This window comes from Bradyrhizobium sp. 26S5 (genome assembly GCF_036923295.1).
Taxonomy (GTDB): Bacteria; Pseudomonadota; Alphaproteobacteria; order Rhizobiales; family Xanthobacteraceae; genus Bradyrhizobium; species Bradyrhizobium septentrionale.
The window spans coordinates 2,259,252-2,273,871 of record NZ_CP145948.1; the positions used below are offsets into that span (position 1 = coordinate 2,259,252).

General features: G+C 65.3%; 16 protein-coding genes. 7 read left to right on the forward strand and 9 right to left on the reverse strand.

Annotation, left to right across the window (positions count from 1 at the left end; genetic code table 11):
- Positions 1 to 23 precede the first annotated feature (23 nt).
- The 4 genes from V5279_RS10570 to V5279_RS10585 all read left to right on the forward strand — a co-directional run bounded on the left by V5279_RS10570 (position 24) and on the right by V5279_RS10585 (position 2,637).
- Positions 24 to 644 (forward strand): class I SAM-dependent methyltransferase, encoded by a 621-nt coding sequence (locus V5279_RS10570; protein WP_166298789.1) that lies wholly within the window; start codon positions 24 to 26, stop codon positions 642 to 644.
- Positions 645 to 742: 98 nt separating this feature from the next.
- Positions 743 to 1,153, forward strand: coding sequence for a DOPA 4,5-dioxygenase family protein (locus V5279_RS10575; protein ID WP_338697086.1), 411 nt, complete (start codon positions 743 to 745; stop codon positions 1,151 to 1,153).
- A gap of 65 nt (positions 1,154 to 1,218) precedes the next feature.
- Positions 1,219 to 1,395, forward strand: a complete 177-nt coding sequence (locus V5279_RS10580) for an EAL domain-containing protein (protein ID WP_338697088.1) — start codon at positions 1,219 to 1,221, stop codon at positions 1,393 to 1,395.
- 270 nt (positions 1,396 to 1,665) lie between these two features.
- Positions 1,666 to 2,637, forward strand: a complete 972-nt coding sequence (locus tag V5279_RS10585; RefSeq protein ID WP_224741388.1) for a DUF2778 domain-containing protein — start codon at positions 1,666 to 1,668, stop codon at positions 2,635 to 2,637.
- Positions 2,638 to 2,707: 70 nt separating this feature from the next.
- On the opposite strand, the gene V5279_RS10590 is transcribed toward V5279_RS10585, so the two are convergent.
- Genes V5279_RS10590 through V5279_RS10625 form a run of 8 tightly spaced genes read right to left on the reverse strand, consistent with a single transcriptional unit; the run spans position 2,708 to position 9,417 of the window.
- A complete protein-coding gene (locus V5279_RS10590; protein ID WP_338697091.1) occupies positions 2,708 to 3,751 on the reverse strand; it encodes a cobalamin-independent methionine synthase II family protein in 1,044 nt (347 codons plus the stop codon).
- A 32-nt stretch (positions 3,752 to 3,783) separates the two neighbouring features.
- Complete coding sequence (locus V5279_RS10595; RefSeq protein WP_338697092.1) at positions 3,784 to 4,653, reverse strand: fumarylacetoacetate hydrolase family protein; 870 nt, start codon at positions 4,651 to 4,653, stop codon at positions 3,784 to 3,786.
- Positions 4,650 to 5,315 (reverse strand): polysaccharide deacetylase family protein, encoded by a 666-nt coding sequence (locus V5279_RS10600; protein WP_338697094.1) that lies wholly within the window; start codon positions 5,313 to 5,315, stop codon positions 4,650 to 4,652. Before V5279_RS10600 ends, V5279_RS10595 begins: the two co-directional genes overlap by 4 nt.
- Before the next feature lie 12 nt (positions 5,316 to 5,327).
- Entirely contained in the window at positions 5,328 to 6,128 is an 801-nt protein-coding gene (locus V5279_RS10605) for an ABC transporter permease (RefSeq protein ID WP_338697096.1), read from the reverse strand.
- Positions 6,129 to 6,135: 7 nt separating this feature from the next.
- The gene (locus V5279_RS10610; protein ID WP_338697098.1) at positions 6,136 to 6,942 is read right to left on the reverse strand and encodes an ABC transporter ATP-binding protein; all 807 of its coding nucleotides are present in this window, start codon (positions 6,940 to 6,942) and stop codon (positions 6,136 to 6,138) included.
- Complete coding sequence (locus V5279_RS10615; protein ID WP_338697100.1) at positions 6,921 to 7,676, reverse strand: ABC transporter permease; 756 nt, start codon at positions 7,674 to 7,676, stop codon at positions 6,921 to 6,923. Before V5279_RS10615 ends, V5279_RS10610 begins: the two co-directional genes overlap by 22 nt.
- Position 7,677: 1 nt before the next feature.
- Entirely contained in the window at positions 7,678 to 8,643 is a 966-nt protein-coding gene (locus V5279_RS10620) for an ABC transporter substrate-binding protein (protein ID WP_338697102.1), read from the reverse strand.
- Positions 8,644 to 8,703: 60 nt separating this feature from the next.
- Positions 8,704 to 9,417 (reverse strand): GntR family transcriptional regulator, encoded by a 714-nt coding sequence (locus V5279_RS10625; protein WP_338697104.1) that lies wholly within the window; start codon positions 9,415 to 9,417, stop codon positions 8,704 to 8,706.
- A 191-nt stretch (positions 9,418 to 9,608) separates the two neighbouring features.
- Here V5279_RS10625 and V5279_RS10630 point away from each other — a divergent pair, with 191 nt between their 5' ends.
- Genes V5279_RS10630 through V5279_RS10640 form a run of 3 tightly spaced genes read left to right on the forward strand, consistent with a single transcriptional unit; the run spans position 9,609 to position 12,424 of the window.
- Positions 9,609 to 10,658 (forward strand): aromatic ring-hydroxylating dioxygenase subunit alpha, encoded by a 1,050-nt coding sequence (locus V5279_RS10630; RefSeq protein WP_338697105.1) that lies wholly within the window; start codon positions 9,609 to 9,611, stop codon positions 10,656 to 10,658.
- Between the two features lie 8 nt (positions 10,659 to 10,666).
- Positions 10,667 to 11,419, forward strand: coding sequence for a GntR family transcriptional regulator (locus V5279_RS10635; protein ID WP_166298781.1), 753 nt, complete (start codon positions 10,667 to 10,669; stop codon positions 11,417 to 11,419).
- 12 nt (positions 11,420 to 11,431) lie between these two features.
- Complete coding sequence (locus V5279_RS10640) at positions 11,432 to 12,424, forward strand: PDR/VanB family oxidoreductase (protein ID WP_338697107.1); 993 nt, start codon at positions 11,432 to 11,434, stop codon at positions 12,422 to 12,424.
- A 32-nt stretch (positions 12,425 to 12,456) separates the two neighbouring features.
- Here V5279_RS10640 and V5279_RS10645 read toward each other — a convergent pair whose 3' ends face one another.
- Positions 12,457 to 14,418, reverse strand: a complete 1,962-nt coding sequence (locus V5279_RS10645) for a putative bifunctional diguanylate cyclase/phosphodiesterase (protein WP_338697109.1) — start codon at positions 14,416 to 14,418, stop codon at positions 12,457 to 12,459.
- Positions 14,419 to 14,620: the final 202 nt, after the last annotated feature.

A 14,620-nucleotide genomic window follows, 5' to 3' on the forward strand; every position in this document is an offset into this window, starting at 1 on the left:
GCCGCTTTCGGAACGTATCGCCCATGACTGCATCCGACCGCCGATCGCATTGGCAGACCGTCTATCTGACCAAGGGCGAGCAGCAGGTGAGCTGGTCGCAGGCCGATCCGCAGCCGTCGCTGCGCCTGATCGAATCCGTCGCGCCCGGGCGCGACGCATCGATCATCGATGTCGGCGGCGGTGCCTCGCGGCTTGTCGATGCGCTGCTGACGAGCGGCTTTCACGATGTCACGGTGCTCGATCTCTCAGAAGCTGCGCTGGCGAGCGCGCGGCAGCGGCTCGGCACGGCGGGCGAAGCGGTACGTTGGGTCGCCGATGATGCGACGGTCTGGCAGCCCCAGCGGGCCTTCGACATCTGGCACGATCGTGCGGCGTTTCATTTCCTCGTCGAGGAAAACGATCGCGCGGCCTATCTCGACCGGCTGCATCGCGGCGTCCGGGCAGGCGGCCACGCCGTGATCGGCACCTTCGCGCCTGATGGTCCGGAGAAGTGCAGCGGCCTGCCGGTGCAGCGCTATGATCCGGCAACGCTCAGCCGGACCATCGGTCCGGCCTTCGAGCTGATCGCCGAGGAGCGGCATCGGCACGTCACGCCCTGGGGAGCTGCGCAGTCGTTCCAGTTCAGTGTGCTGCGGCGGAAGTGACCGGCCGAAGAGGCGCGACTTGCCAAATCTGTGCAATATGTCGGTGAAGGTAGAGGCAGCCGAATTCGATGTCGCTGCCGGCCAGAAGGAGAGCGGAGATGACGGATGCGCCGCGCCCGATCCGCGAGATCGCGAGCTATCACGCCCATGTTTATTACGACCCCGCGACCAGCCGGATCGAGGCGGAACGGCTGCGCAACTGGATCGGTGAGCGCTTCCTGGTCACGCTCGGGCGCTGGCACGACGTCAAGGTCGGTCCGCACGATCAGGCGATGTATCAGGTGGCGTTTGCGGCCGAGCTGTTTCCGACCCTGGTGCCGTGGCTGATGTTGAACCATGGCAGCCTCAGCATCCTGGTCCATCCCAACACGACCAATCCGCGCCGCGATCATCGCGACGATCCGCTCTGGATCGGCACGCCGCTTGCCGTCCACGCCGACAAGCTGCCGGAAGAGTCCGAAATGGAGCAGGCGCCGGCGCCGAACACGTCGCCGACATTGCGGCCCTGAGCACCCGGTTGCCGGGATGCGTAAAGTTTGACGCAATTGTATTAAACAGCAAGGTCGATCGCGCGATGGTCGAGATGATCACCAAGACCGCGAAGATCATGCAGAAGCAGGTGGTCGCGGAATTCGTCGAGAGCCTCGCGATCCTGGACGAACTGCGCCAGATCGGGGTCGACTACGCCCAGGGCTACGCCATCGGGAAGCCGGTCCCGGTCTTCACCCTCTGGGAAGAAAAGATCGCCTGAGGCGCCGAAATTGTCCCGAATCGGGACTTTTTGGGCCATTTCGGCCCGCCGAGCGCTGATTCTCAGCCACTTTCCATCCGAAAAACGTTTAAAAAACCTCTCGTTGCCCGCTCTGTCTCGATTATGCCTTACTCTAATTCCCTGATATGATGAGTGATCGGTGAATCCCACGTGGGCCGGGCAACAGGCCCCAGAGCACCGTACTTGGGGATGATGGGTCAACGTACGACGAAAGCTGCCGGGCGTAGGTCGAGCCGCGGCATATCCCTGATGGGCAGCACGGCGTTTGCCGTGAGCGCGCTTGCGCTGTCGGCTGGCCTTGCCGCCTGGGCAGTCGGCATCGATCCCACCGCGTGGCTGCACGGACCGGCGCTCGCCAACAGCAGCGCCGCGCTGAGCTTCGAAGACCGGTTCGGCTCGCGCTCCACGCTCAATTCGGCCTCGCTTTATTATCCACTGCGCCGCGGGTTCCGTTCGAGCCGCGGCGATTTCAACACCGAGTTCGATCAGATCGAGGATGCGCTGGCCGGCCAGTTGCGTGACACGCAGACCGAACAACCCAGCCAGCCGGCGACGGCGTCCGTCGCCGCTACGATGTCTACGACGACGTCCACGGTGCCGATGCCGCGGTCACGGCCGGCCGAAGCCAATCTGCTGGCGCGGAACGATCAGCCCCCGCAGGCGCCGGTGCCGCAGGGCGACAACCGCACGTTCCTGCAGAAGATCGCCGACATGATGCCGGGCAAGCTGCAGCTTGCCTCGATCGATCCGAACGACGGATTGTTGTCCGGTCCGAGCCCCGATCTCGGCGCGCTCGGCTACGACAGCACCACGGCGGTCTACGACATCACCGGCCGCATCGTGTACATGCCCGACGGCACCAAATTCGAGGCGCATTCGGGCCTCGGCAATCTGCTCGACGATCCGGCACATGTGAATGCCCGTAACGCGGGCGCGACGCCGCCCGGCATCTACGAGATGAAGCCGCGCGAGAAGCTGTTCCACGGTGTGCCTGCGCTGCGCATGACCCCGGTCGATGGCAGCGACCCGTTCGGACGGGTCGGCCTGCTGGTCCACAGCTACATGCTCGGGCCGAACGGCGATTCCAACGGCTGCATCTCCGTGAAGCACTACGACAGGTTCCTGCAGGCCTACCGCAACGGTACGGTCAAGCGCATCGCCGTCATCGTCAGCATCAAGGACGTTAAGTCGGCATCGACGCGCGCGCCGTCGAACTCGTAGGCCGAGTATGGCGTCGCCAGCGTCGCTGGCGACTGATTTTTGCCTTATCATGCTTGGTCGGCGACGGCGGTTAGCCGATCTCTTTCCTGACCGTCGCGGCAGCGTCGCACATCGCCTTCAATTTTCCGAACGCGACGTGGCGCGGCATGTATTTCATGCCGCAGTCCGGTGCCACCACCAGCCGCTCCGCCGGCACATGCTTCAGGCCGTTGCGAATCCGATCGGCGACGACGGCGGCGGATTCGATCTCGGGATTGCCGAGGTCGAGTACGCCGAGCATGATCTTCTTCGATGAGAGATCCCTGAGCACGCCGAGATCGAGCTTCGGTTGGGCCGCCTCGATCGAAATCTGATCGGCGATGGTGTCGTCGAGCTCGGCAAGGAAGGAATAGCCGGCCGGCTTGGTCGAGCCCGGCACCACCGCGGCATAGCCGAAGCAGAGATGCACCACGGTCGGGATCGTGATGCCCTCGAGCGCACGATTGATCGCCTTCACCGCATAGCGCTTGGCGAGATCCGGATTGTTGCGCACCCAGGGCTCGTCGAGCTGGATGACGTCGGCGCCGGCATTCTCGAGGTCGCGTGCCTCGGCATTGACGGCCGCGGCGAAGGCCATCGCGAGCTCCTCGTCGTCCTTGTAGAACTCGTTCCTGGCCTGCTGACTCATCGTGAACGGGCCGGGCAGGGTGATCTTTGCGGCACGGTCGGTGTTGTTGCGCAGGAACTGCATGTCGTGCAGCTCGACCGGTCCCCTGCGCTTCACAGGGCCGACCACGCGCGGCACCGGCGTCTGCGCGTTGCCGGTGCGTGCCGTGATCATCGCGGGGTTGTCGGCATCGATGCCGTCAAGGGCGGTGGCAAACCGGTTGGAGTAGCTCTCGCGACGGATCTCGCCATCGGTCACGATGTCGATGCCGGCGCGCTCCATGTCCCTGATCGCCACGATGGTCGCGTCGTCCTGTGCTTCCTCGAGATGCTCGGCCGGCAGCCGCCACATTGCGTGCATGCGGGTGCGCGGCACCGACTTCGACAGCATGGCGCGATCGACCAGCCATTCCGGCTGCGGGTAGCTGCCGACGACGGTGGTGGGCAGCAGATGCCTGGGCAGGTTCATGATGTCCTCCTTCTTCTTGTTGCGTGGCCGGCTCAAGCCGCCCGCGTTGCAGTTGCCGCAACTTCGTTCTTCACCGGGTTGCGCAGCACGCCGATGCCGGAAACCTCGACCTCGACGACGTCGCCATCCTTCATCCACAGCGGCGGCGTGCGATAGGCGCCGACGCCGCCGGTGGTGCCGGTGACGATGACGTCGCCGGGCACGAGCTCGGTGAAGGTCGAGCAATAGGCGATCAGCGTCGCGACGTCGAACACCAAGTCGGAGATCGGCGCCGCCTGCACCTCGACGCCGTTGAGACGGGTTGCGATGTGCTGCTTGCTGATGTCGGAAAGTTCGTCGGTCGTCACCATCCACGGCCCGAAGCCACCTGTGCCGACGAAATTCTTGCCGGGCGCGAATTGCGAGGTGTGGCGCTGCCAGTCGCGGATGCTGCCGTCATTGTAGCAGGCATAGCCGGCGACATGGCCGAGCGCGGCCTCGCGCTTGATGCGCCGGCCGGCCTTGCCGATGATAACCGCCATCTCGCCCTCATAGTCGAAGCGCTCGGACTCCAGCGGCCGGATCATCGGCTGTCCGGCGCCGACCTGGCTGTTGGCGAAGCGGGTGAAGATCATCGGATGTGGCGGCGTCGGATGGCCGCTCTCGGCGAGATGCGTCGCATAGTTGACGCCGATGCAGAAGATCTTGTCGGGATCGGGCACCGTCGGCAGCAGCTCGATGTCCTTCAGCGCGTGATCGGCGCGCTCGCTTTGCAGCTTCCTCAGTTCATCGAGCGAGCCGCTCGTCAGCAGCGCCTTCAGCGTCGGGTACGCCGTCAGCCGCTTGCCGGCGTCGATCACCCCTGCATCGGTGACGATGCCGTAGCTTGCGGTACCCGCCGCCTTGAAACTTGCGATCTTCATGGTCTCTCACTCTCTTCGATGGAGGAAACATAGTCCTGGATAGGAAGTACGATGTCGCCGTTGCGGATAGGGACGCATTGCGGCGGAAAGTCCTGACGGAAGCGGGCGCCACTGGTCTCGGCGCGATCGAGGAAGCGGTCGAGATGCGCCATCGCGCCGGTCGGCAAATCGTGCAGCACCAGCAGCGTCCAAGGCTGCGCGCGGCATTGTTCGAGTGCACGCTCAGTCCAGCCGTCGGGATCGTCCCAGTCGCGCGGGATCGCGTTCCAGAGCACGCAGCTGTAGTTGTTGTGGACGAGATAATCGACCACGGAGGGTTTTAGCAGCCGATCGTCGAGATTGCCGCCGCCGCCAAACGGCCGGAACCAGCGGTTCGGGTGAGAGAGCTCGCCGATCGCGGCCTGGGTGCGGCCGATCTCGCGCTGGGCCGTGTCCGCGCCGGGCTGCTGGCCGAGCGGAACGCTGTGCGTATAGGTGTGATTGCCGATCCAGTGGCCTTCGTCGCGCGCGCGGGCGGCGAGGCAGCGGCGCGCGGGGTCGCCGAGTTTCTCGCCGATCACGAAGAATGTGGTCTTGATGTCGCGCTCGCCCAGGATATCGAGCACGCGTGGCGTCACGTCGGGCTCCGGTCCATTGTCGAACGTCAAGGTCAGGTCGAACACGTCGCGATCCCCTTACGTCGCCGGCTGCATCGCGCCGGAGCCGACTTCGTCGGCGGCGCTCTGGCCGGCGCGCGTGCCGGTCTGCCAGATCGCGGCCTTGCGCTCGACCCAGCGGATCGCGGTGTTGAAGGCGATCGCCATGAACAGCACCAGCAGCACGCCGGCGAACACGTGCGGGCTGTCGAGAATGGTGCGGTAGCGCGAGATCAAATAGCCGATCCCGGCCGAGGAGATCAGCATCTCCGAAACCACCACGCCGACGATGACGAGCGCGCCGCCGACCCGCAGGCCCGACAGCACGGTCGGTATCGCCGCGGGGATGATGACGCGGACCAGGCGCTGGCCCAGCGTCGCGCCCATGCTGCGGGCAGCGAGCAGCAGTTGCGGGTCGATGGTCTGAATTCCGGCCGCGGTCGCCAGCATGGTCGGCAGGAAGCCGTAGATCGAAGCGAAGGCGATCTTGGACTCCGAGCCGATGCCGAGCCACACCGTGAACACCGGATAGAGGATCACGAGCGGGACCGCATAGAGGCTCGAGACCATCGGCATGATCAGAAGCCGCGGCCGCGGCAGGCTGCCGACGATGGCGCCGAGCAGGATGCCGCCGCCGCAGGCGAACGCCATCGAGACCGCGACCTCGTAGAGCGTCACCGCGAGCGCATGGCCATATTCGGCGGCGTCGTTCCAGCCGGCGAGCAGGGTGGAGGACAGCGACGGCAGGAACAGTTCGGGGATCAACCCGGTGCGCGGCAACAGCTCCCACAGCGCAATCAGCGCTATGACGATCAGATGGCGAAGTGTTCTCGCGCTCATTGCTGTCTCACGCCGATTTGCGGATGTGGCGCCAGATGCGGTCGCGCAGCGCGCCGAAGGCGTCGCCGCTCAGCATCTCGTAGGTTCGCGGCCGCGGCAAATTGACCTGCAGCTGATCGACGATGCGGCCGGGCCGCGGCGACATCACGATCACCTCATCGGCGAGATAGACCGCCTCGGTCAGGCTGTGAGTCACGAACACGACGGTCTTGCCGGTCGCGGCCCAGATCCGCAGCAGCTCGTCGCCCATCGTCATGCGGGTCTGCTCGTCGAGCGCGGCGAACGGCTCGTCCATCAACAGCACCGGAGGGTCCTGCACCAGGCCGCGCGCGATCGAGACGCGCTGCTTCATGCAGCCGGAAAGCTCGTGCGGGTGACGCTTGCCGAAGCCTTCGAGGCCGACCAGCTTGAGCGCGTCCTGCGCCTTGGCCCGGCGCTCCGCCTTGGCGACGCCGCGCAGCGCCAGCGGAAACTCGACATTGTCTTCGGCGCTCAGCCACGGAAACAGGCTCGCTTCCTGGAACACGACGCCGACACGGTTCGGGTCGGGCTGCGGGATCGGCGCGCCGTTGATGGTGATGGTGCCTGAGGTCTGCGCGCGCAGCCCGGCCATCATCATCAAGAGCGTGGACTTGCCGCAGCCGCTCGGGCCGACCAGCACGACGAAGCGCCCCGGCTTGATGTCGAGCGAGACGTCCTCCAGCGCGACGACGTCCTGCGACCTGGTCCGGAACACCTGGCCGACATTCCTCACCTCGATCGCGCCGGCGCGCGGCGGCGGCTTCAATGGTGTCACGTTCGCCAATGGCTGCATCGTGTTTCCACCCATCTGATCAGTTCATTGAAGGTCATGGCGATCGCGGCGACCATCACGACGCCGGCGAGCAGCTGCTTCATCTGGAAATTCTCGCCCCAGGTCGCGATCTGGTGGCCGATGCCGTCGCGCGAGGCGTACATCTCGGCGAGGATCACGCCGGTGAGGTTGAAGATCATCGAAATCCGCAGCGCTTCCAGCAGCACCGGCAGCATGCTCGGCAGATAGACGCGGAATGCGGTCTGGATGCGCGTCGCGCCATAGGAGCGGGCCACCGTCAAATGCTCGACCTTGACCGATTCTACCGCCGTCGTGGTCGACATGATCACGATGAAGATCGTCGAGAAGAATCCGAACCCGACCTTCTGCGCAAAGCCGACGCCGAACACCAGGATGAACATCGGCAGGAAGATCGATTTCGGAATGCTGAAGGCGAAGAACAGCAGCGGCTTCGCCACATCGGCAAAATAGCGGTTCTCCGCGATCAGGAAACCGATCAACGCACCCATCGGCACCGCGAGCGCAAAGGCGGTCAACACTTCGGTCGCGGTCACCAGGAGATCGGTCCGCACGCTCGACCGTTGCAGGAGGTCGCCGAGCGTCATCAGCGTGTCCGATGCCGACGGCAGCAGGCGCGGATTGACGATGCCGGTCCGCGACAGCATCTCCCATAGCGCGAAGATCGCGATCACGATCGCAACCCGAGCGAGCTTGATGGCGAGGGTGGCCTGCATGTTACGGCTTGGTCGGCACCGGCTTGAACTTGGTCGAGATCACATCCCCGACTGGAACGATGTCCTTCAGTCCGCCGAGCTTGGCGAGATCGAGCGAGAGCTGCACCGCCGCCGGCACATTGGCCGCGCCCATGTTGCCGTCGGTCTCCAGCTTCATGATGGTGTTGTCGTATTCCATCGCGGCGATCTCGGCCGGCATCTCGTAGAGGTCGGCGATCAGCTTCACGGTGACGTCGCGGTTGGCGCGCATGAACTGCACGGCGCCATAGAGCGCATTGACGGCCTTCTGGACCACCTCTGGCTTGGCCTCGGCGAACTTGTCGAGCACGATCCAGCCCGCGGTGAGGTTCGGCGGTGCCGCGGTCGCATAGTCGAGGATGGTCTTGGCTTCGCCCGACTTGGCGACCTGGAAGCTCAGCGGCGAATAGACGACGGCGGCATCGACATTGCCGGCGAGCAGGTTCGGCACCAGGCCGCCGCCGCCGACCGGCACGCGGGTGAAATCGATCTTCCTGTCCTGGATGGTCCAGAGCGCGAGCAGGTCGGAGCCGGAGCCTGCTGCGGTGATCCCGACCTTCTTGCCGTTGAGATCCTTGACCTCGAGCGTCGACTTGGCCGGCACCATCAGTTGCCAGCCGAAATTGCCCATCGCGGCATTGGCGACGATCCGCGACATCACGCCCTTCTTGCGGCCGGCTGATACCAGCGACGGCGGATCGAGGATGATGTCGGCAGCACCGGCGGCCATGCCCTCGAAGGTCTCGGCGCCGCTGCGGTAGACGGTCAGCTCGGCCTTGATGCCTTCCTTCTCGAACAGTTTTTGCCGGACCGCGGTCTCGGCGATCGTCGTCGGCCAATAGGTCTTGGTGGGCAGGCCGACGCGGATCGTTTCGGCAGCATAGGCGGGGCCAGCCAGCACAGTGGTGGCGATCAGGGTTGCCAGCGCGCGGCGGCGCGTGATGCTCATGGTTCTGTTTCTCCCGGATTATCGATTGTTGTTATTTTCGTCGCGTCGCGCTCCGCAGAATCAGGTGGTGCCGTTGACCTCCGCAATGCGCGGAGCGGCGAGCTCGACGAATTCCCTGGTGATGCCAAAATGCTTTGACAATGCGCGAACGGCCGCATCCGCATCGCGTGCCAAGACGGCCTCCACGATCGCGGCGTGCTCGGCTTCGACGTCGCGCGTCCTGCCGACCTCGCGGCGGATCGAAAGCCGCCGATAGCGCTCGCTCTGCTCATGCAGCACATCGCGGAAGCCGAGCAGCCATTGCGAGCCGCAGGCATTGACCAGCGCGCGATGGAAAACGCGATGACGGACCACCCATTCCTCATAGTGCACGGTCGGATCGTCGGGATAGCGATGGGGAACGGCCTTCAGCGACTCCCAGGCGGCCGAGACCGAGTGCAGCCAAGCCTGGTCGCCGCGCTCGATCGAGCGCCGCAACGCCAGTCCCTCGATGTCGATCCGGGTCTGCGTGACGTCGGCGAGATCGGCGAGCGAGACCGGGCAGACGCGGAAGCCGCGCTGGTCGGAGGCCTGCACCAGGCCGTCGGCCACCAATCGTGACAACGCCTCGCGGACCGCGGCGAGGCTGACCGAGAACTGCTTGGCGAGGCCGGCGATGTGCAGCTTCTGGCCGGGAAGCAGCCGGGTCGACAGGATGTCGGCCCGCAGCCGCTCCTGAACCGCCGATGTCAGGCTTCGCGGCCCGTCGCCGGCCAAGCCCTCGCGAAAACTCAACCCTATGTTCATGGCCGGCAGACTGGCCGACGGCCTTTTTGCCGTCAATCGAAAATCGATTTTATGTGCCGGATTGGTCTAATAGTGCAGTTATGTATACTGAGATAATGGATTTCGGTGAAGATTTCACAAAACTTGCCGGACAATCGGAGATAATGTATACAGATAGAATTCAGATTAGGGAGGATAGCGTGCAAAAGCCCTTTCCAATGAACGCGTGGTACGCGGCCGGCTGGGATGCCGAGATCAAGCACGCGTTGTTGCCGCGGACGATCTGCGGCAAGCATGTCGTGATGTACCGGAAGGGCGACGGCGAGGTCGTGGCGCTTGAGGATGCCTGCTGGCATCGCCTGGTGCCGCTCTCCAAGGGCCGGCTCGATGGCGATACCGTGGTCTGCGGCTATCACGGCCTGAAATACAATGCGCAGGGCCGCTGCACCTTCATGCCCTCGCAGGAGACCATCAATCCGTCGGCTTGCGTGCGCGCCTATCCCGTCGTCGAGCGCCACCGCTTCATCTGGCTCTGGATGGGCGATCCCGCGCTGGCCGATCCCGCGCTGGTGCCCGACATGCACTGGAACCACGATCCGGCCTGGGCCGGCGACGGCAAGACCATTCACGTCAAATGCGACTATCGCCTGGTCGTCGACAATCTCATGGACCTGACGCACGAGACCTTCGTGCATGGTTCGAGCATCGGCAATGAGGCAGTCGCCGAAGCGCCGTTCGACGTCACCCATGGCGAGAAGACCGTCACCGTGACGCGCTGGATGCAGGGCATCGAGCCGCCGCCGTTCTGGGCCAAGCAGCTCGAGAGGCCGGGCCCGGTCGATCGCTGGCAGATCATCCGCTTCGAGGCGCCGTGCACCGTCAATATCGACGTCGGCGTTGCTCCGGCCGGATCGGGCGCGCCGGAGGGCGATCGCTCGCAGGGCGTCAACGGCTATGTGCTCAACACCATCACGCCGGAGACCGAGAAGACCTGTCATTATTTCTGGGCCTTCGTCCGCAATCACCGCATCACCGAGCAGCGCCTGACCTCGGAAATCCGCGATGGCGTCGCCGGCATCTTCCACGAGGACGAGATCATCCTGGAGGCGCAGCAGCGCGCGATGGACGAGAATCCGGACCGCGTGTTCTACAATCTCAACATCGATGCCGGCGCGATGTGGGCGCGGCGGGTCATCGACCGCATGGTGGCGAAGGAAAATCCGCCGCAGCAGCTGCAGGCGGCGGAGTAGGCCAAGCCATGGCGGAACGCGAAGCCGATCGCTCAGTGTCGCAGACCGTGCGGGCGCAGCTTGCGCTGCGCGACCTGGTTCTCTCCGGCCGGCTGCGACCGGGCGAGCGCATCTCGGAACTGCAGGCGGTCGAGATCACCGGGGTGTCGCGCACGCCGGTGCGGATGGCGCTGGTCCGGCTGGAGGAGGAAGGCCTGCTGGAGGCGATCCCGTCCGGCGGCTTCATGGTCAAGGCATTCTCCGAGCGCGACATTCTCGATTCGATCGAGCTGCGCGGCACGCTCGAGGGGCTGGCTGCACGCTTTGCCGCCGAGCGCGGCGTCTCGTCGCGCGATCTCGAGCCGCTGAAGCAATGCCTCAGCGAGATCGACGGCCTGGTGCGGCAGGATCCGATCTCGATGGAAGCCTTTTCGTCCTATGTCGCGCTCAACGCGCGCTTCCACGCGCTGCTCACCGAGCTGTCGCGCAGTCCGCCGCTGATCCGGCAGATCGACCGCGCCTCGGCGCTGCCGTTCGCCTCGCCGAGCGGCTTCGTGATGGCGCAATCGGCGTTGCCCGAGGCGCGCCAGATCCTGCTGATTGCGCAGGACCATCATCGCGTGGTGGTCGACGCCATCGAGAACCGCGAGGGCGCGCGCGCCGAGGCGATCATGCGCGAGCATGCCCGGCTTGCGGCGCGCAATCTGCGGCTGGCGCTGCGCAACCGCACCCATCTCGATCTGCTGCCGGCGCTGGCGCTGATCAATTCGGCGGCCGGCTGAGCGGAGCGTACCATGCGATTCATCGAAACCTGGACCTCCGCCACGCTGCTCGCGACGCACGACCTCACGCCCGGCATCCGCGAATTCCTGCTGCGCCCCGACGGCTTTGCTGCCGCGCCTTACCCCGTCGGCAGCCATATCAATGTCGGCGTCACCATCGAAGGCCAGCCGCAAACACGGTCCTATTCGCTGGTCGGCGAAGTCGATCCGCAAGGCTATCGGATCGCGGTGCGGCGAGCGCCGGATTCCCGCGGCGGCTCGCATTATATGTGGTCGCTCGCGCCGGGGGCGCGGCTCACCATCACGCTGCCGGCCTCGCTGGTCCAGCTCGACTGGACGCGGCGACAGTTCTGCCTGATCGCGGGTGGCATCGGCATCACGCCGATCGTCGGCGCGGCGCAGGCGCTGGCCCGCCACGACGCCGGCGTGACGCTGCACTATGCCGTACGCACGCGCAGCGATGCGGCGTACCTCGACCTGCTCGAACAGCTGCTCGGTGACCGCCTTGTCGTTCATGCCGGCGACGAGGGCAGCCGGCTCGACCTCGACAGTGTGTTCGCGGCGTTGCCGCCGGAGACGATGGCGTTGTTCTGCGGCCCGATGCGGATGCTGGATGCGGCGCGGCGCGCCTGGGAGGCGTCCGGTCGCCCGCTGTCTGATTTGCGCTACGAGACCTTCGGATCGAGCGGGCTGCTGCCGACCGAGGCGTTCCGCGTCCGGCTCAGGGGCCAAGGGACCGAACTGGGGACCGAATTCGTGGTCCCGCGCGACCGCTCGCTGCTGGACGTGCTCAACGAGGCCGGCCATGAGGTGATGAGCGACTGCCGGCGCGGCGAATGCGGCGTCTGCGCGATCGATGTCGTCGATGTCGACGGCGAAATCGACCATCGCGACGTCTTCTTCAGCGACCACCAGAAGCAGGAGAGCCGCAAGATCTGCGCGTGCGTCTCGCGTGCCCGCGGCACCATCACGGTCGACACCCTGCATCGGGCCGACGCGCTCTAACAGGCTCGACCGGTCACGGCATTCGATCAGGGCTACGCCGCGTGCACCGAGTGCTGCGGATCGTGATCGAGCAGGGCCGTGATCTCGCTGGCCGACATCGGCCGGCCGATCAGATAGCCCTGAACTTCGTCGCAACTGGTCTGGCGCAGATATTCGAGCTGATCCGCGGTCTCGACGCCTTCGGCCACCACGCCGATCTGCAGGTCCTGCGCGAGGCCGATCACTGATTTGACGATCGCGGCGCAATCCGGCTGGGTCAGCATGTCCCGGATGAAGGATTGATCGATCTTGATGCGGCTGAACGGCAGCTTGCGCAGATAGGTCAGTGACGAGAATCCGGTGCCGAAATCGTCGAGCGCGACCGTCAGGCCGAGTTCGAGCAGCGCGTTGAGGATCGCGGGCGCCGATCCGTATTTCGAGATCAGCATCGATTCGGTGATTTCGATCTCGAGCCGGTGGGGCGCGACGTTGGTCTGGGCAAGCGCGTCGACGATGGTCTGCAGGATGCCGACGTTCTGAAACTGGACCGCGGAGAAGTTGACCGCGATCCTGATGTCATCAGGCCAGCGCGCCAGCATCGCGCAGGCGCGGCGGATCACCCATTCGCCGAGCTGGTGGATCAGCCCGCTCTCCTCGGCAATCGGAATGAAGACGCTCGGCGGGATCAGGCCACGCGTCGGATGCTGCCAGCGCAACAGCGCCTCGAAGCCGGTGACGCGGCCTTTGCGGATGTCGAGGAACGGCTGGTAGACGAGGAACAACTGGTCCGCCTCGATGGCATGTTCCAGATCCCGCTGCAGGGCGCGGCGGTCGCGTGCCGACTCGTCGTCGCTGGCCTCGAAGAAGCAGATGGTGCCGGGACCGGATTTCTTCCCCCGGTAGAGCGCGATGTCGACGTGCTTGAGCAGATCGTGCGACGTGCTGCCGTCCCGCGGCGCGAGCACGATGCCGATGCTGAGCATTCCGTTGATCTCGAACCCGTCGATCGTAAACGGATCGGCAAAGGCCGCGACGAACCGCTCGGCGATCGCGAGCGCATCCTCGGGCCTGGTCAGGTTGGACATGATCAGCGCGAATTCATCGCCGCCGATCCGCGCGACATGCTCGGCCGCGCGCGTGCAGCGCTGCAACCGGGCCGCAACCTGCACCAGGAATTCGTCGCCCGCGGGATGGCCGAACCTGTCGTTGACCTCCTTGAAGCGATCGAGATCGAGCAGCAGCACGGCGAATTCCTCGCCCGAGCGCGCCAGCCGGTTCAACGCGCCGTTGAGCGCCTCGTTGAAGGCGACGCGGTTTGGCAGATGCGTCAGCGGATCCTGCCGCACGGTCCGTTCGGCCTCGTGCTGGGCGATGATCCGCCGCCTGAACTCGAACGCATTGACGAACACGCCGCGCAGCAGCACGGAGCCGTAGACCAGAACGAGGACGGCCAGCAGGAGATAGACGAAGTCGCCGTCCCGGCCGAGGCACATCGCGGTGCCGACGAAGATTGGTGCGGTGAATGCAATCGCGGCGATCGGGATGGTGGAGAAGGCGAAGGCGCCGCCGGCCAGCATGCCGGCGCACAGGCAGGTGATGACCAATTGTGCGCCGCTCGACGCGTTGGCGAAGAAGGCGACCGGGACGACGCCCCAGGCCGCTCCGAGCGCCAGCGCATTGCGCACCAGCCGGTACATGGTTCGGCGCGACACGAATTGCGGCTTGGCGATGCGGCGCGCTGCGCGCGCTTGCAGGCCGAAGAACAGCGCTGCGCTGCTCACGGCGGCGGCCCAGATCAGCGCGAAGGCCCAATCCGGCGATTGCCACAATGCAACGGCGAGCACCAGCGCGTTGCAGGCGTTGGCCAGCATGATGCCGAAGGAATAGCCGAGGACGAGCGACACCTGCTCGGCGCGGATGTGACCGGCAAGCGCTTCATCCGTCGGTGGTGCACCGAAGGCCGCAAGGTCGCCTGCGAACAAGGTCGCGAAATATGATCTCAGCTGGGTACGCATCTCGCTACATTGCTGCGCGGTCTGGCCATCGCGCAGTGGCGAAGAATTCTCTGCAAACCTTTGACAAACTATGAACTATTGGACCGGACCGAGCCACCGCGGGCTCACGTTTTGGTTCCACCGGCGGGCATTGCTAACAAATCGATACAAATGCGTGACGCGACGTCACGAGACGGCCAAGCCTGCCGGGCGCCACGCTGCT